The 17,194-nt window shown below is 62.3% G+C and carries 15 protein-coding genes, 2 tRNA genes and 1 pseudogene; 12 read left to right on the top strand and 6 right to left on the bottom strand.

Annotation, left to right across the window (positions count from 1 at the left end; genetic code table 11):
- The first annotated feature begins 173 nt into the window (after positions 1–173).
- Genes NKI18_RS12285 through hdaA form a run of 3 tightly spaced genes read left to right on the top strand, consistent with a single transcriptional unit; the run spans position 174 to position 2,636 of the window.
- Positions 174–731, top strand: coding sequence for a CDP-alcohol phosphatidyltransferase family protein (locus NKI18_RS12285; RefSeq protein WP_023677645.1), 558 nt, complete (start codon positions 174–176; stop codon positions 729–731).
- Positions 703–1,929: an AI-2E family transporter gene (locus NKI18_RS12280; RefSeq protein ID WP_031212006.1), complete on the top strand. Its 1,227-nt coding sequence runs from the start codon at positions 703–705 to the stop codon at positions 1,927–1,929. Before NKI18_RS12285 ends, NKI18_RS12280 begins: the two co-directional genes overlap by 29 nt.
- A 5-nt stretch (positions 1,930–1,934) precedes the next feature.
- Positions 1,935–2,636 carry a DnaA regulatory inactivator HdaA gene (hdaA, locus tag NKI18_RS12275; protein WP_352617009.1) on the top strand — a complete coding sequence of 234 codons (702 nt, stop codon included), beginning with the start codon at positions 1,935–1,937 and terminating at the stop codon, positions 2,634–2,636.
- A gap of 442 nt (positions 2,637–3,078) precedes the next feature.
- On the opposite strand, the gene NKI18_RS12270 is transcribed toward hdaA, so the two are convergent.
- Positions 3,079–4,107, bottom strand: a complete 1,029-nt coding sequence (locus tag NKI18_RS12270; RefSeq protein WP_352616732.1) for a GlxA family transcriptional regulator — start codon at positions 4,105–4,107, stop codon at positions 3,079–3,081.
- A 130-nt stretch (positions 4,108–4,237) separates the two neighbouring features.
- On the opposite strand from NKI18_RS12270, the gene NKI18_RS12265 reads away from it, so the two are divergent.
- On the top strand, positions 4,238–5,065 hold the full coding sequence (locus NKI18_RS12265; RefSeq protein WP_352616734.1) for an alpha/beta fold hydrolase: 828 nt from the start codon (positions 4,238–4,240) through the stop codon (positions 5,063–5,065).
- A 123-nt stretch (positions 5,066–5,188) separates the two neighbouring features.
- Here the strand turns inward: NKI18_RS12265 and NKI18_RS12260 are convergent.
- Positions 5,189–5,265 (bottom strand) — tRNA-Pro (locus NKI18_RS12260).
- Positions 5,266–5,424: 159 nt separating this feature from the next.
- On the opposite strand from NKI18_RS12260, the gene NKI18_RS12255 reads away from it, so the two are divergent.
- The 3 genes from NKI18_RS12255 (at position 5,425) to NKI18_RS12245 (ending at position 7,137) form a co-directional block, all read left to right on the top strand.
- Complete coding sequence (locus NKI18_RS12255) at positions 5,425–5,730, top strand: ETC complex I subunit (protein WP_023677641.1); 306 nt, start codon at positions 5,425–5,427, stop codon at positions 5,728–5,730.
- Between the two features lie 50 nt (positions 5,731–5,780).
- Positions 5,781–5,857 (top strand) — tRNA-Arg (locus NKI18_RS12250).
- A gap of 59 nt (positions 5,858–5,916) precedes the next feature.
- Positions 5,917–7,137 carry an anion transporter gene (locus tag NKI18_RS12245; RefSeq protein ID WP_352616736.1) on the top strand — a complete coding sequence of 407 codons (1,221 nt, stop codon included), beginning with the start codon at positions 5,917–5,919 and terminating at the stop codon, positions 7,135–7,137.
- Between the two features lie 106 nt (positions 7,138–7,243).
- Here the strand turns inward: NKI18_RS12245 and NKI18_RS12240 are convergent, their stop codons facing one another.
- From NKI18_RS12240 to NKI18_RS12225, 4 genes and pseudogenes are all read right to left on the bottom strand, one after another.
- Positions 7,244–7,555, bottom strand: a complete 312-nt coding sequence (locus NKI18_RS12240) for a cupredoxin domain-containing protein (protein WP_352617012.1) — start codon at positions 7,553–7,555, stop codon at positions 7,244–7,246.
- A 14-nt stretch (positions 7,556–7,569) separates the two neighbouring features.
- Entirely contained in the window at positions 7,570–8,094 is a 525-nt protein-coding gene (locus NKI18_RS12235; RefSeq protein WP_352616738.1) for a DUF4142 domain-containing protein, read from the bottom strand.
- A gap of 104 nt (positions 8,095–8,198) precedes the next feature.
- Positions 8,199–8,868, bottom strand: a pseudogene (locus NKI18_RS12230) (RNA polymerase sigma factor).
- A 249-nt stretch (positions 8,869–9,117) separates the two neighbouring features.
- Positions 9,118–10,287: a cystathionine beta-lyase gene (locus tag NKI18_RS12225; RefSeq protein WP_352616740.1), complete on the bottom strand. Its 1,170-nt coding sequence runs from the start codon at positions 10,285–10,287 to the stop codon at positions 9,118–9,120.
- A 427-nt stretch (positions 10,288–10,714) separates the two neighbouring features.
- On the opposite strand from NKI18_RS12225, the gene NKI18_RS12220 reads away from it, so the two are divergent.
- From NKI18_RS12220 to NKI18_RS12200, 5 genes are all read left to right on the top strand, one after another.
- A complete protein-coding gene (locus NKI18_RS12220) occupies positions 10,715–11,743 on the top strand; it encodes an amino acid ABC transporter substrate-binding protein (protein WP_023677635.1) in 1,029 nt (342 codons plus the stop codon).
- Between the two features lie 63 nt (positions 11,744–11,806).
- The gene (locus tag NKI18_RS12215; RefSeq protein WP_352616742.1) at positions 11,807–12,994 is read left to right on the top strand and encodes an amino acid ABC transporter permease; all 1,188 of its coding nucleotides are present in this window, start codon (positions 11,807–11,809) and stop codon (positions 12,992–12,994) included.
- Between the two features lie 4 nt (positions 12,995–12,998).
- Positions 12,999–14,156: an amino acid ABC transporter permease gene (locus tag NKI18_RS12210; protein ID WP_352616744.1), complete on the top strand. Its 1,158-nt coding sequence runs from the start codon at positions 12,999–13,001 to the stop codon at positions 14,154–14,156.
- Positions 14,157–14,225: 69 nt separating this feature from the next.
- On the top strand, positions 14,226–14,975 hold the full coding sequence (locus tag NKI18_RS12205; protein ID WP_031212005.1) for an amino acid ABC transporter ATP-binding protein: 750 nt from the start codon (positions 14,226–14,228) through the stop codon (positions 14,973–14,975).
- A gap of 255 nt (positions 14,976–15,230) precedes the next feature.
- Positions 15,231–17,147: a multicopper oxidase domain-containing protein gene (locus tag NKI18_RS12200; RefSeq protein WP_352616747.1), complete on the top strand. Its 1,917-nt coding sequence runs from the start codon at positions 15,231–15,233 to the stop codon at positions 17,145–17,147.
- Positions 17,148–17,194: the final 47 nt, after the last annotated feature.

Here is a 17,194-nt window from a genome sequence, read left to right as displayed (position 1 = left end):
TCCTCGGCTTCCTATCGTGAGACGAATGAGCCTCCCCGAAATCGACATCGGTCTTGACCTATTTCATTGCTGGCGCCCTCGTGGGGAGATTGGCAGCTTCTGTGTCGCTTCTCACTTGCCGTAACCCTCCATCTCCATCATGTATCGACAAACAAGAGCGACGGGATATGCGTTTGACCATCCCCAACATGATCACGATCATGCGCTTCGTGCTGGTGCCGGCCGTGGTGCTGGCCATGCTGCAGGAACGCTGGGACTGGGCCTTTGCCGGCTTCCTCATTGCCGGCATTTCCGACGGCGTCGACGGCTTCATCGCCCGTCATTTCAACCAGTTTTCCAGGCTCGGCGCCTATCTCGATCCGATGGCCGACAAGCTGCTGCTGGTCTCGGTTTTCGTGGTCCTGGGCTTCAGCGGCGAACTGCCGCTGTGGCTGGTCGTTACCATGGTGTCGCGCGACGCACTGATCGTCTGCGCCGTGCTTTTATCCACCGTCATGGCGCATCCGGTCGAGATGAAGCCGCTCCTGGTGTCGAAGGCCAACACCGCGATCCAGATCGTGCTGGCGGCAGTGGTGTTGGGCGAACTCGCCTTCGACATCCGTCTCGATCCGCTGAGGCCGGCCCTCATATTGCTGTCCGGGGTCTTGACCGTGGCTTCGGCCGCGGCCTATCTCGTGGCTTGGCTGAGGCATATGAGCGGCTATGGCGAAGGCTCCACACCCGGCACCTGAACGCGGGGCACCTGACCACCGGGCACCTGACGAACGGTCCATCGACGCCGAGGCCGAAGCCGCGGCAGCGGAGGCTGCGGCATCGGCGTCGTTTCGCCGGCAGATCCGCTTCTGGCTGGTCAGCGCCATCATCCTCGCCGTCTTCCTCTATGTCTTCAGCGGCATCCTTCTGCCGTTCGTCGCCGGCATGGTGCTCGCCTATTTCCTCGATCCTGTGGCCGACCGGCTGGAGCGGCTCGGCCTGTCCAGGCTGATGGCAACGGTGGTCATCCTCATCGCCTTCATTGTCGTCCTGGTGCTGGCCGTCGTCATCCTGGTTCCGGTGCTCGCCTCGCAGATGGCTGATTTCGCCAGCAAGCTGCCGGACTATCTGACCCGGCTGCAGGGCCTGATCACCAGCTTCGACCCGAAATGGCTGGAAGAGAAATTCGGCGTCGACGCCAACGGCCTGCGCGAAGGCCTGAACTCGCTGCTGACCTCCGGCTTCGGCCTCCTGACCACCGTCTTCACCTCGATCTGGAGCTCCGGCGTGGCGCTGGTCTCGGTCGTCAGCCTGTTCGTGGTGACGCCGGTCGTCGCCTTCTACATGCTGCTCGACTGGGACCGCATGGTGGCAATCGTCGACAGCTGGGTGCCGCGCGACTATGTCAAGACCGTCAGGACGATCGCCAGGGATATCAACACGGCGACCGCCGGTTTCGTGCGCGGCCAGGGCACGCTGTGCCTGGTGCTCGGCGCCATGTATGCCACCGGCCTGACGCTGACGGGCCTGAATTTCGGCATCCTCATCGGCCTGTTCGCCGGGCTGATCTCGTTCATCCCCTATGTCGGCTCGCTGACCGGTCTGGTGCTGGCGGTCGGCGTCGCCTTCGTCCAGTTCTGGCCGGACTGGACCATGATCGCGGCGGTGGCCGGTGTGTTCTTCGTCGGCCAGTTCATCGAGGGCAACATCCTGCAGCCCAGGCTGGTCGGCAAAAGCGTTGGCCTGCATCCGGTATGGCTGATGTTTGCGCTGTTTGCCTTCGGCGCGCTGTTCGGCTTCGTCGGCCTGCTGATTGCCGTGCCGGCTTCCGCCGCCGTTGCCGTTCTGGTGCGTTTCGCCATCGCCCGCTATCTGGAATCGCCGCTCTACAAGGGCCATGCCGACGAGCCGGTGCCGCCGCTGCAGGTGCGGCGTCGCGGGGGCGCGCGCGGTTGAGCCAGATGCCGGACAAGATCGATCCGCCGCGTCAATTGCCGCTCGATCTAGGCCACGGCACCGGCTATTCGCGCGACGAGCTCGTCGTCTCCAGCACCAACAGCCAGGCGGCGGCGCTTGTCGACCGCTGGCCGGACTGGCCGTCGCCGGTCGTTGTGCTGGCCGGGCCGGCCGGCTCGGGGAAAACCCATCTGGCCTCGATCTGGCGGACCCGCGCCGACGCCGTGAAAGTGGAGGCCGGCCGCATCGGCGACTGCATCGAAAATCTTGGCGCGCATCCGGCCCTGATCGACGATGTCGATGCCGAACCGATCGACGAGCACGGCCTGTTCCACCTGATCAACGCGGTGCGCGGCGCCGGCTCGAGCTTGCTGTTGACGGCGCGGCGCTTTCCGTCCGCCTGGGGCGTCAGGCTGCCCGACCTGGCGTCGCGGCTGAAGGCGGCGGCTACCGTCGAGATCCACGAGCCCGACGACCTCTTGCTGGCCGGCGTCATCACAAAGCTATTCGCCGACCGCCAGGTCGAGGTCGAGCCGCATGTCGTGCAATATCTGGTGCGCCGCATCGAGCGCTCGCTGGCCACTGCCATGCGCGTGGTCGAACGGCTCGACCGCACGGCACTGGAGCGCAAGACGCCGATAACGCGAGCCCTCGCAGCCGAGACCGTCAGCGCCATGGACGAAGGGCAGGGCGAGTTCGAGATTTGACGATTCCAGTTCCGCCACTGTCCCATTTCGGGAACAAAAGCTGGCATCTGTCTTGCAGCAAAGAGCTTGCCGGCTAATCCCGGTCCTGATTGCGTATCAAATCAGGTAGTAGGCTCGCCGGGAGATGGGGCGGTTGGGGTTCTCTTCCCGGCGAGCTTGCCATATGCGGTGATCCGACCAGTCGCCTTGAAGTGTGATTTTCCCGCCAGCTGATAGCGCTATTCTCAACGCTGTCGGTCTTGCCTGGAAATGATATCGGCGACGTATTTTGATTGAGAGCCGTCCCACCCGCAGGCCGTGCATCGGCCGCTTTCGAAATGATGTTCGCAGTTTGGATATCCATAGAGCAGAGATGCGCATTCGGCACATAGACTGGCCATTGCGCTGCTGTCGGAAAAATACGTGCTGCCGCACTCATCGCAGGTCGCGATTGGTCGGTCCGTCATTGCTCTAGCCTCGCTACCGTTTCAGACCGATCGTCTCCCCCAAGCGCCGCTCGTTCCACGCCAAAGCGCCGGCGGTAATCACCAGGCACCAATCCGGTTATCCTGGCGAATACCTTGCGGAACGAGCCGGGATCGTCATAGCCGACCTCCCAGGCGATCTGGTCGATCGATCGCATCGTGGTTTCCAGCATCTCGCGCGCCTTGCTGACGCGCAGGTGCTGGCAATATTCGGTCGGCTTGAGGCCGGTGGCGTTGCGGAACCTGCGCAGAAAAGTCCGCTCCTCCAGCCCGGCGTGATCGGCCATGGCGCCAAGCGTCACATCGCGCGCGCCGTTCGCCTGCAGCCAGTGCTGCACCTTGAGAATCGCTTCGTCGCCGTGGGTCAGCCGCGGCGCAAACGGACTGTAAAAACGTTGCTCGCGGCCCGGCGGGTCGATCAGCATGAAACGCGCCGTGTCCATCATGACGGCTGACCCGAGCACCCTGTCCACCAGCTTCAGGCCGAGATCGGTCCAGGCCATGTAGCCGCCGGCGGTGATGATATCGCCATCATCGATAACCAGCCTGTCGGCGTCGAGCAGGATGTCTGGAAAGCGTAGCGCCAGCGCGTCGCGATAGGCCCAGTGCGTCGTCGCCGCGCGACCGGACAACAGGCCGGTCTCGGCAAGCACGAAGGCGCCGGCGCAGACCGAGCCGAGGGTCGCGCCTGCCGCATGACGGTCCCTGAGCCAGCCGGCATAGGGCGCGGCTGCTTCCCGAGCGATCGGATCTCCCAAGGTCGGCGGGAGGATAACCATGGCTGGTTCATTGTCGGCGCCGGGGTCGCTGTCGAAGGTGCGGACTACGGTGTGGCCCGCGTCTTCCAATTGCCAATGACTGACGCGAAGCCTCGCCGCCCCGGGCGACCGCTCGACAGCCAGCCGGTTTGCCAGCATAAAAAGATCGGTCAGGCCGAGCACGGCTGCTTCCTGCACACCGGGATACAAGACAAGGCCGATTTCGATCAGATCACGCGCCGCCGTCATTTGTCAGTTTTGCCACGTTGAATGTCCGTTTTGCCAATGCTCACCCTGGCCGCACTGTTATAATTTGTCCAGCTGAAGGGGCTAAAAGCTTCCCTGTTACCCCCCGACTTTTCCATCAAGGAGTAGGACGATGAGCACATTCACCACCCATGACGGCACCGAGATTTTCTACAAGGATTGGGGCAAGGGCCAGCCGATCGTGTTCCATCACGGCTGGCCGCTGAGCTCAGACGACTGGGACAACCAGATGCTGTTCTTCCTCGAAAAGGGCTACCGCGTCATCGCACATGACCGCCGCGGCCACGGCCGCTCGTCGCAGACCGCGACCGGCAACGAGATGGACACCTACGCCGCCGATGTTGCGGCGCTGGCGGCGCATCTCGATCTCAGGGACGCGATCCACATCGGCCATTCGACCGGTGGCGGCGAGGTGGCCCGTTACGTCGCGCTTTATGGCGGTGGCGGCCGCGTTGCCAAGGCGGTGCTGATCGGCGCCGTGCCGCCGATCATGGTCAAGACCGACAGCAATCCGGGTGGCCTGCCGATCGAGGTCTTCGACGGCTTTCGCGCCGCTTTGGTCGCCAACCGCGCCCAGTTCTACAGGGACGTGCCGGCCGGCCCGTTTTACGGTTTCAATCGCGAGGGCGCCAAGGTCTCGCCAGGGGCTATCGACAATTGGTGGCGCCAGGGCATGATGGGCGGAGCCAAGGCCCATTACGACTGCATCAAGGCGTTCTCGGAGACCGATTTCACTGACGACCTCAAGAAGATCGAGGTTCCCGTCCTGATCATGCATGGCGACGACGACCAGATCGTACCGATCGCCGATTCCGCGCTGCTTGCGGCCAAGCTGGTGAAGCACGGCACGCTCAAGGTCTACAAGGGCCTTCCGCACGGCATGTGCACCACCCACCCGGAGATCATCAATCCGGATCTGCTGGCCTTCATCCAGGGCTGACGGCTGGATATCGGACGGGCAGCGCGGGCTCGTGCTGTCCGTCCGTCGCTTAAACATGACCGGCGACGGGAGACACACTCGAGCGTGATCCGCTTGCCCTGCCGACGAGATTTGCTTGATGAATGGTCGGAGTGGAGAGATTCGAACTCCCGACCCTCTGGTCCCAAACCAGATGCGCTACCAGGCTGCGCTACACTCCGAACGGTCTGTTGCCTAGTGATTTCGGCCCGCCAAAGCAAGCGCAAAAACCATCGGCCTTGCTGCCGGCGGCATTGCGCAGTAATGACGGGCTAGTGCATGGCCAGAGAACAGTAATGTGGTCTCGGGGTCGTGTGCTTGCAACCAGCAATGAGGTGGTCATGTCAGCCCGCATTTTCAGCCCAGCCAAAACCGCGATGCAGTCCGGCAAGGCCAAGACCGGCTATTGGGTGCTGGAATTCGATCCGGAGCAGCGCAAGAAGATCGATCCGCTGATGGGCTACACCACGTCCGGCGACATGCGCAGCCAGATCAGGCTGACCTTCGACACAAGAGAAGAGGCGGTGGCCTATGCCGAGAAGGAAGGGCTGGCTTTCCGCGTCGAGGAGCCGAAGGAAATCAAGCGCCGCCAGATTTCCTATGCGGAGAATTTCCGCTATGACCGCAGGACGCCCTGGACGCATTGATCCCATACCGGCCCTGCCGGCACAATTCGCCGGTCATGCGGCCGGCCAGCGGTCCCGTAGCTCAGCTGGATAGAGCACCGGCCTTCTAAGCCGATGGTCACAGGTTCGAATCCTGTCGGGATCGCCAATATCTTCAGGTCCATTCCGGACAGGTTCACTCGCCAGTCGCACAGGATTTTCCAACACATGACAGCGATGGGCGCGGCGGCATTGCTGATCCTTGTCCTGACCTATGCCGGCGTTGCAATCGGCAGGATACCCGGGCTGCGCCTCGACCGGGCAGGGATCGCGCTGCTCGGCGGTGCGGCGATGATCGCCATCGGCGCGCTCGACATGGAGGACGCCTACCGCGCCATCAGCTTCGACACCATCACGCTTCTGCTCGGCATGATGATCGTCGTGGCGCATCTGAAAGTGTCGGGCGCCTTTCGCGCGCTCGGCGGGTTCGCCATCGAGCATGCGCATGCGCCGTTCATGCTGCTGGTGATGGTGACGCTGTTGACCGGCGTCCTGTCGGCGTTCCTGGTCAACGACGCCATCTGCCTGGTCATGGCGCCGATCGTCGTCCATGTCACCCGCGTCATCAACCGCAACCCGGTTCCCTATCTGATCGCCACCGCCACGGCCTCGAATTGCGGCAGCGTCGCCACCATCACCGGCAATCCGCAGAACATGGTCATCGGCGCGCTGTCGGGGATTTCCTATCCGGCCTTCTCGGCGGCACTGGCGCCAGTCGCGCTGTTCGGCCTGGTCGCCGTCATCGTCATCATCCGCATCGTCTACCGCGCCGAATTTTCGCGCAAGGCCGAGCTCAGCCCCGAAGTCTATCGCGGCCGCATGCTGCCGGGGCAGGTGCTGAAGGCGGTGGTCGTCTGTGTCGGTTTGGCGATCGCCTTCTTCGCCGGCGTTCCAGTCGCCAAGGCAGCGCTGATCGGCGGCGCCATTCTGTTGCTGACCCGCGCCATCAAACCTGAGCGCATCTATCGCGAGATCGATGGGCCGCTGCTGTTCATGTTCGCCGGGCTGTTCATCGTCGTCGCCGGGGCGGAGAAGACGCTGCTGACGCCCGACATCGTCGCCTCGGCAAAGGACCTCGGGCTGAATGATGTCTGGCGGCTGTCCGGCTTCACCGCAGTGCTATCCAACATCATGAGCAATGTCCCGGCCGTGCTGGCGCTGAAGCCGTTCGTGCCCGGACTGGAAAACCCCGAGCGGGCCTGGCTAGTCGTCGCCATGAGCTCGACGCTGGCCGGCAATTTCACGCTGCTCGGCTCGGTCGCCAATCTGATCGTTGCCGAGCACGCGCGGGTCTCCGGCAAACCGCTGGGCTTCATCGCCTTCTTCAAGGTCGGCCTGCCGTTGACGCTGGTCACGCTTCTTGTAGGGACGGCATGGCTGGCGGCCTAAAAGCGCGTCGCATTCGACCGGCCTCATGCGGCGCGCTTTAGGCCCTTTTTTATGCATGTCGTTATCGCAAACCGCTGCACACTTTTGCGCGGCATGCATCAGCCAGTCAGGGCGACGTCACCGTCACATGACCCTTCATGTTCGGATGGAAGCGGCAGAAATAATCGACCGATTCCGCCTTCTTCACCGTCAGGCTCGCCGCCTTCTTCGGCAGGATCATCAATTCCCAGGCGCCGTTGACGGTTGCCGTGTGGGCGAACACGTCCTTGTTTACCCACCTGATCGTGTCGCCGACCTTCGCCTCGATCTTTGCCGGCGAAAACACAAGCTTGTCGATCGTCACCTCGATGGTTTCGGCCTTGGCCGGCGCGGCACCCAAGGCCAATGCCAGCGCAACCCACAGATGCCGCCTCGACATCATTGGCCCAATCCTCACTTCAGCATGCCGGCGACGTGTTCGGCGTGCTGTTCGTGGCCCTGGAATATTTTCAAGCCGGTTTCCAGCAGGCTCTTCAACTCGGCATTGCTGGCCGACGGAATCAGCAGTGTTTCGAGCGCGCCATTGACCTGCTTGTGGTAGGCCACTTCGCTGGCGACATAGGCCTTGTCGAACGCCGCGCCCTTCAGCTTGGCAAGCTTGGCACGTTCCTCGGCCGCCGCCTTGGTCAGCGCCTTGCTGGTCGGATTTTCCTCAGGCGTGACCTTGAGCTTCTTGACCAGGTCGAGAGCCTGTTTGTTGACCGCCTCGTGATCTCGCACCATGTCCTTGGCGAAATCCACGACCTCCTTGTTCTTCGATTTCTTCAGCGCCTGCTTGGCCGCCTCGACGTCAAGCACGCCCGCTGTGTAGGCGATATGTGCGATCTGCGGATCGGTCGGTTTGTCGGCAGCTTGCGACAAGGGCGCTGCGCTAAGCAGGAAAACTGCGGCCAGTGCCGTGGTCGATCGAATAAACATGATGCTCTCCTTCGCCCCGACGCGGAACTGCATCGGGCTTCGTTTTCAGTGATGCTCATTGGATGCAGGTCGCCGCCAAACGTTCCCGCGAAAATCGGCGCGGCCTATCCGGAAAGACCAAGCCGCTGCATCACGGCATTGGTCAGCCGTTCGCAGCGCCGGCCCGCGAAGGGAAAGGCGTCGAGCAGCACCGGGCCGATCTGGTCGTCCAGCGCCTTGCGCACCAGCGCGGGCGCGGTGCAGCCGGGTCTTGATGGTTTCTGGCCGCACGCCAAGCAGTTCGGCGGTTTCCTCGATGCTCAATCCCTCGATGACGCGCGCCACGAACACCATCCGGTAGACATCGGGAAGACTGTCGGTTGCCCGTTCGACAAGCTCAAGGATCTGCCGTTGCGCCATCGTCCGCTCCGGATCGTCGCTCGGGTTGAGGGGAAACCGGATGATTTCGGCTTGCGGGTTTTCAGGCATCGCTACCATTCGCCGCCTTTTGCGCAAGCGACCGAGCGCTTCGTTGATGACGATACGCGATAGCCACGTAGCGAGCGAGGCATCGCCGCGAAAGGCCTCGAGATGGGCAAAGGCGCTGACATAGGCCTCCTGGACGATGTCCTCGGCCTCGCTGTCGTTACGCACGACGCCTCGGGCGATGCGGTAGAGCCTTTGGTTGTGCGTCTTGATGATGGTGCGGAATGCATCGCCATCACGTGCCAGCGCGCGGCGGACAAGCTGCATGTCGCCGGAAGCGGCGGGCGTTGCCGTCAACGCAGCAGGCATGGCCGATCTCCTGATAGGCTTCTCATCGCGACATTGGATGCATCGGCCGACAAAGGTTCCCGACCGATCCCGCCGGCCAGCCTCAATCCGTGTCAAGGACTGGCAGAGGCTATTCTATCGCTTCCGCCACGCCGCCGTCTCTATTTTGTAGACCGTTTCATCGGCTGGTCGGTCGCCCCGACATCGCTCCGGATCGCAATTTTCCAGCCGTTAGGCCGATTTCCTGACTCAGTCTGGAAAGGTGCTGGCTCAGGCCTTTGCGGCCGCCGCCAGCCCCCGCGCGAGGTCGGCCTTCAAATCCTCGACGTCCTCGAGCCCGATCTGCAGGCGCACCAGCGGCCCGTCATACGGGCCCTTGGCGATGGTGCGGTCGCCAAGGAATACCGGCACGGCAAGGCTCTCATAGCCGCCCCAGGAATAGCCGAGGCCGAAAAACTTCAACGCGTCGAGGAAGGCGTGCTGCTGCTTCTGTCCGCCGCCCGCGAGAACGATCGAGAAGATGCCGCTCGATCCGCAAAAATCGCGCTTCCACATTGCGTGGTCGGGATGACTGGGCAGCCCCGGATGCAGCACCTGCGCTACGCCCGGCTGACCCTCCAGCCAGCCGGCGAGGGAAAGCGCGCTCTTTTGATGATGCTCCAGCCGCACGCCCATCGTGCGCAGGCCGCGCAGCACCTGGTAGACGTCGTCCGGCCCGGCGCAGCAGCCCATCGTGTTGAACGTCTCGAAAAGCTGCTTCCAGCAGTCCGCATTGGCCGACACCGTGCCGAGCAGCACGTCGGAATGGCCGGCCGGGTATTTCGTCGCCGCGTGGATCGAGATGTCGACGCCATGGTCGAGGGGGCGAAAGTAGAGCGGCGTCGCCCAGGTGTTGTCCATCATGACGATGGCGCCGGCGGCATGCGCTGCCTTGGCGATGGCCGGTATGTCCTGCACCTCGAAAGTGTTGGAGGCCGGCGATTCGGTGAACATCACCTTGGTATTGGGCTTGATCAGCGCCGCGATGCCGGCGCCGATGCGCGGTTCGTAATACTCGACCTCGATGCCCAGCCGCTTCAGCATCGTGTCGGCGAAGTTGCGGGTCGGGTGATAGACGGAATCGACGATCAGCAAATGATCGCCGGCCGACAGGAAGGCGAGCAGCGGCAGCGTCACCGCCGCCAGGCCGGACGGTACCGCGACCGTGCCTGCCGAACCTTCCAGCGCATCGATCGCGCTGTTCAGCGCATCGGTGGTCGGCGTGCCGCGCGTGCCGTAGGTGTATCTCTGGCTGCGTGAAGCCATCGCCGCCGCATTGGGATAGAGCACGGTCGAGGCATGCACCACCGGCGGATTGACGAAGCCGAAATAGTCATGCGGGTTGTTGCCGGAATGGGCGAGCCGCGTGTTGACGCCCATCTCGCTGTCGTCTTTTGCCATTGCTTTTCGTCCCATGGGTTGGTCGTTAGCCATAGTGCGGCGGCATTGGCCGCGCAACCGCACCGCACTCGCCAGGCCAAGGTCTTGAATATGCCAATTCAGCAACGAGCCGTGGATCCGCGGGAAGGCTGCCAAGTGCGCTTGGCAACTCACGGTCGGACTTTGCCGGCTTTATTGGCGCGCTGACCAATTTGCGAGCGCGTTTGTCTGCAATTTCAGGCATTTCAGGCGGTTGGTTTTCAAAGTCTTTCGGATTTGGTCATTTCCCTTGACCTCACAGGAATAATCGCCTTCGATGTTGTTCGTGAATGGGAGGCAGCGCGTCGGTGACGATGCGGGATTCCGGTAACGGGCCGGGATACTTAGCTGCGTTCACACGGGAAAAAGTCAGGTTCGCCTGGAAAAAACAGAAAAGGGTCTGTGGGTCATGAAACACATTGCAATCGGCCTTTTGGGCGCCGCCGCGTTTGGATTCGCGGCTTCGGCCGCATCGGCGAGCACGCTCGACGATGTCAAGGCGAAAGGCTTCATCCAGTGCGGCACCAATACTGGTCTTGCTGGCTTCGCGGCGCCTGACGACAAGGGTGAATGGAAAGGCATCGATGTGGATTTCTGCCGCGCCGTGGCGGCCGCCGTCTTCGGCGATGGCACCAAAGTCAAGTTCACGCCGCTCAGCGCCAAGGAGCGGTTCACCGCGCTGCAGTCGGGCGAGGTCGACATCCTGTCGCGCAACACCACCTGGACCATCAACCGCGATACGGCGCTTGGCCTGAACTTCGTCGGCGTCACCTATTATGACGGTCAGGGCTTCATGATCAACGCCAAGAAGCTTCCGGGCGTGAATTCGGCACTGCAGCTTTCGGGCGCGGCGGTGTGTGTGCAGAGCGGCACCACGACCGAGCTCAACCTTGCCGACTATTTCAAGTCGAACAAGATGGAGTACAACCCCGTCGTTTTCGAAAAGCTGGATGAGGTCAACGCCGCGTATGACGCCGGCCGCTGCGACGTCTACACCACCGACCAGTCGGGTCTCTACGGCATCCGCCTGACGCTCAGCTCGCCGGCCGACCACGTCGTGTTGCCCGAGATCATCTCCAAGGAGCCGCTTGGGCCGGCCGTGCGCCAGGGTGACGACCAGTGGTACCACATCGTCAAGTGGACCTATTTCGCGCTGCTCAACGCCGAGGAACTGGGCATCACCCAGGCCAATGTCGACGAGATGAAGAACTCGGACAATCCCGAGATCAAGCGCGTGCTCGGCCAGGAAGCCGACACCAAGATCGGCACCGATCTAGGTGTCTCCAACGACTGGGTCGTCAACATCGTCAAGGCCGTCGGCAATTACGGCGAGATGTTCGAACGCAACGTCGGCTCCGGCAGCCCGCTGAAGATCGCCCGCGGCATCAACGCGCTGTGGACCAAGGGTGGCCTGCAGTACGCTCCGCCGATCCGCTGATCGAAAATGGATCCGGAAGGCAGGTCGTCTGCCTTCCGGTCTCTCTTTCCAGGGGACTGTCGAATGGCATCGCAGGAAGTTCTTCGCGAGGAGCCAAGCCGCGGTTCCTTCATCAATGATCCGCGCGTCCGCGGCATATTCTTTCAAGCACTGGTCCTCGTCCTGCTGGTAGCGGGTGTCTGGTGGGTTACCCACAACGTCATCGCCAATTTGACGCGGCTGCACATCGCTTCCGGCTTCGGCTTTCTTAAGGGCCGCGCCGGCTTCGACATTAGCGAAAGCGCCATCGCTTATTCATCGGATTCGACCTATTTCCGTGCCATCCTGGTTGGCTTTATCAACACCGTGATCGTTGCTGTCGTCGGCATCATCACCGCCACCATCATCGGTTTCATCGTCGGCATCGGCCGGCTGTCGCATAACTGGCTGATCAGGAAGATCTGCACCGTTTATGTCGAGGTGTTCCGCAACATCCCACCGCTGCTGGTCATCTTCTTCTGGTATTCCGGCGTGCTTGCCGTGCTGCCGCCGCCGCGCGAGAGCATCAATCTGCCGTTCGGCTCCTTTCTCAACCAGCGCGGCTTCTATTTTCCCCGCGCTGTATGGGGCGAGGGCTCCTGGCTGATCCTGGTCGCACTGCTCCTCGGCATCGCCATGGCCTGGTTCGTCGCCCGCAAGGCGCGGCAGCGGCAGATGGCGACGGGACAGCCATTCCCGGTGTTCTGGACATCCATGGCGTTGATCGTCGGCCTGCCGCTGCTGGCCTACGCGCTGAGCGGCTTTCCGCTGAGCTTTGAATTTCCAAAGCAGTCGACCTTCAATCTCGTCGGTGGCTTTCAGGTCAGGCCCGAGTTCCTGTCACTCTATCTGGCGTTGTCCTGCTATACGGCCGCCTTTATCGCCGAGATCGTGCGCGCCGGCATCAGGGGCGTCAGCGCAGGCCAGACCGAGGCGGCCGCGGCACTCGGGCTGCGCTCGGGATCGATCCTCAGGCTTGTCGTCGTGCCGCAGGCGATGCGCATCGTTATTCCGCCGCTGACCAGCCAGTATCTCAACCTGACCAAGAATTCCTCGCTCGCCATCGCCATCGGCTATCCGGACCTGACGGCGACGGCCGGCACGGTCTTGAATCAGACCGGGCAGGCAGTCGAAGGTGTGGTGATCATGATGGCGGTGTACCTGGCGCTCAGCCTGATCACGTCGGCGATCATGAATGTCGTCAATGCCCGGATGGCGCTGGTGGAGAGGTAGGGCCATGCAAGAGCACGATATGTCCTGGGTGCGGACGGAGATGGCGCTGGCGCAGCCGGCGCCGTCGAGCGAGCGCGGCCTCACCGCCTGGGTCCGCAAGAATCTGATCGCATCGACCGGCGACGCCATCCTGACCATCATCGGCATCGTGCTGGTTGCCATGATCCTGCCGCAGATCGTCAATTGGGCTTTCATCAACGCCCAGTGGACGGGACCGGACCGCACGGTCTGCGCCACCGTGGCGCAGGGCGGCATCCAGTCGGACGGCTGGACCGGCGCCTGCTGGGCTTTCGTCAACGCCAAGTTCGGCCAGTTCATGTTCGGCCGCTATCCCCTGGAAGAGCGTTGGCGCCCGATCCTGGTGGCCATCCTGTTCGTGGCGCTGCTGGTGCCGCTGCTCGTTCCGCGCGTACCGCGCAAGGGGCTGAATGCCATTCTTCTCTTTTTTGCACTGCCGGTCGTCGCCTTCGTTCTGCTGATCGGCGGCATGTTCGGCCTGCCCTATGTCGAAACCCCGCTCTGGGGTGGACTGCTGGTGACACTCAGCCTGTCTTTCGTCGGCATAGCTGTGTCGCTGCCGGTCGGCATCGTGCTGGCGCTCGGCCGGCGCTCGAACATGCCGATCGTCAAGCTGCTGTGCGTGATCTTCATCGAGACGGTACGCGGAATCCCGCTGATTACGGTGCTGTTCTTTGCCAGCGTGATGCTGCCGCTGTTCCTGCCGGCCGGCGTCAGCTTCGACAAGTTCCTGCGCGCGCTGATCGGCGTGTCGCTGTTTGCCGCCGCCTACATGGCCGAAGTGGTGCGCGGCGGCCTGCAGGCGATCCCCAAAGGCCAGTATGAGGGCGCCGATTCGCTCGGCCTCAGCTACTGGCAGAAGATGGGTCTGGTCGTCATGCCGCAGGCGCTGAAGCTGGTCATTCCCGGCATCGTCAACACCTTCATCGGCATGTTCAAGGACACCAGCCTGGTCATCGTCATCTCGATGTTCGACCTCCTCGGCATCGTCAAGCAGAACTTCTCCGACGCCAATTGGGCGACGCCGCAGACGGCCAGATCCGGCCTGGTCTTCGCGGCCTTCATCTTCTGGCTGTTCTGTTTCGGCATGTCGCGCTATTCAATGTACACGGAACGCCGTCTCGACACCGGCCACAAACGCTAAAAAAGGGACCTTGTCATGGCCATAGAAAACGCCGTCAGCGCGGAAGAGATCAAGGTCAATGCCGCCAAGATGCACATTTCCACCACCGATGTCGCCATCGACATCATCGCCATGCACAAATGGTACGGCGAATTCCATGTGCTGAAGGACATCAATCTAAAGGTGATGCGCGGCGAGCGCATCGTCATCTGCGGCCCGTCGGGCTCCGGCAAATCGACGATGATCCGTTGCATCAACCGACTGGAGGAACACCAGAAGGGCAAGATCATCGTCGACGGCAAGGAACTGACCAACGATCTGAAGAAGATCGACGAGGTGCGCCGCGAGGTCGGCATGGTGTTCCAGCACTTCAACCTGTTCCCGCATCTGACCATTCTGGAAAATTGCACGCTGGCGCCGATCTGGGTGCGCAAGATGCCGCGGAAACAGGCCGAGGAAATCGCCATGCATTTCCTCAAGCGCGTCAAGATCCCGGAACAGGCCAACAAATATCCCGGCCAGCTTTCCGGCGGCCAGCAACAGCGCGTGGCGATCGCCCGCTCGCTGTGCATGAACCCGCGCATCATGCTGTTCGATGAGCCGACCTCGGCTCTCGATCCGGAAATGATCAAGGAAGTGCTGGAGACGATGGTCGGGCTGGCCGAGGAAGGCATGACCATGCTCTGCGTCACCCACGAAATGGGCTTTGCGCGCAAAGTCGCCAACCGGGTGATCTTTATGGATCAGGGTCAGATCGTCGAGCAGAACACGCCGGCCGAGTTCTTCGACCACCCGCGCCATGAGCGCACGAAGCTGTTCCTGTCGCAGATCCTGCACTGATCCTGTACGCCGGTTCGGGACAAGACCGGCGGACCGGGGTCTCTGTCTTGATGGCTTCGCGCGTATTCGACGAGCGCTGACCGTGCGCTGCGCGAGAAGATAGCAAGCGTGCTTCAGGCCGTTCGAGTGGTCACATTGCAACCTGGTAACTAAGGCCGGCGCGGATCATAAGCGCGCCTTCCGCGTTCATTTCCATTGGGAGTTGTATAACAAGCAGCGTGGGCGAATGCCGCGATAGGTCAAGGGTTCATCCTGATGCTCATCCAACCGATCGATTATTTTCTTGTCGTTTGGTTCGCGCTGGCGCTGGCTTCGACGCTTTATGTCGGCTTCGACCAATATCGCAACAATCCCGAGCCGGTGGTGATGAAATGGGGCTTCATCCTGGTCACCCTCTATATGGGTCCGCTCGGCTTGCTGCTTTACGTGCTCGCGGACAAGGAGCCACGGCCGGGCGAGCATGAGGTGTTCACCCGGCCGCTCTGGAAGCAGGGCGTCGGCTCCACCATCCACTGCGTCGCCGGCGATGCCACCGGCATCATTCTTGCCGCCGCCGTCACGGCGGCACTCGGCCTGCCGATGTGGATCGACCTGATCGTCGAATATCTCGCCGGCTTTGCCTTCGGCCTGTTCATCTTCCAGTCGCTGTTCATGAAATCGATGATGGGCGGCACCTATTGGGAAAACGTACGCAAGAGCTTCCTGCCCGAGTTCATCTCCATGAACTTCATGATGGCCGGCATGGCGCCGGTCATGAGCTTCCTGATGATGGGCCGCGACATGCGCGCGATGGAACCGACGGAGCTGCTGTTCTGGGGCGTGATGTCGATCGGCGTCATCGCCGGTCTTGCGCTTGCCTATCCGGCCAATGTCTGGCTGGTCGCCCGGGGGCTGAAGCATGGGTTGATGACACAGCGCGCGCAGGCAGCCGGCATCGATGGTCGAGAGCAGCCTGCAACGAGGCAACATGCGCAGATGCAAATGCAGCAGGCCGACGCCAGTGGCCATCGCGGACAGCGCCACGATATAGCTTCCCACAAAGGCAAAGGCGGCGGCAATCACATGGAGACAGATGCCACGACGCCGCAGGTGGCTGCCCTGGGTGCCGTCTCCCTGCTGGCGCTCGCCATCGGCATGATCGCGCCGGCGAATTGGCTGAACCTGACGCTGTCGGCACGTGACGTCGGCGGGGTGATCATGCCGCAAGGCATGATCATGGATCGCGACACGCCGGCTGATACGATGCGCGACATGGCCGCTACCGATCCACGCCTCGTGGCCGCCTCTTATGGCCTGACGGCAAGGGGCGACCAGGAACTGCCGTTTCGGATAGAGAACGGCATCAAGGTGTTCGAGCTCAGGCCTTCAGTGGTCCGCTGGCAGATCCTGCCGGACGTCGCGGTCGACGCCTATGCCTATAATGGCCAGATTCCCGGCCCGCGAATTCACATTCGCCAGGGCGATCGGGTCAGGATCAACGTCACCAACGGCCTGCCTGAGGAAACGACGGTGCATTGGCATGGCTTGATCCTGCCGAACCAGATGGATGGGCCGGCCGAGGTCACCCAGGCGCCGATCGAGCCCGGCCAATCCTATTCATACGAATTCACCGCAACCCAGCGCGGAACCTATTTCTACCACCCCCATGCCAAGCCGGACCGGACCCAGGCGCTCGGCCTCTACGGTGCGCTGATCATCGATCCCGCCAATCCCGCCGACGAGGTCGCGGCCGACCATGATTACGTGATCCAGCTTCAGGAATGGCTGGTGCGGGAAGGGCTGACCTACCCGTCGATGCCGATGGACGGCGGCATGCCGAATTTCTTCACCATCAACGGCAAGGCCTATCCCTCGACCGAGACGATCCCGATGAAGGTCGGCGAGACGCTCAAGGTGCGGTTCATCGGCACCAACAACGGCTTCATCCATCCGATGCATATCCATGGCGGACCGTTCGAGGTCGTTGCCCGCGACGGCGAGACGGTCCCCGCTTCGGGTCGTTTCCTTGCCGATACGATCAACGTCGGGCCGGGTCAGCGCTACGACGTGATCTGGAAGGCGCAGCGTCCGGGCAAATGGCTGATCCATTGCCACATCCCGCATCACACCACGAACAACAATGTCGAGGAGAAGGGCGGCGGCGGGCTGATGGTCGTGATCGATGTGACATGACCGGCGTCGCCTAGGCTCGTTCCAGCCGGTGCACCGGCCCGGACGCC

The sequence above is a fragment of the Mesorhizobium sp. M0800 genome (genome assembly GCF_040320095.1).
Classification (GTDB): domain Bacteria; phylum Pseudomonadota; class Alphaproteobacteria; order Rhizobiales; family Rhizobiaceae; genus Mesorhizobium.
The sequence above is the reverse complement of the archived record's forward strand: the minus strand, read 5'-3'. Positions and strand labels throughout refer to the sequence as shown.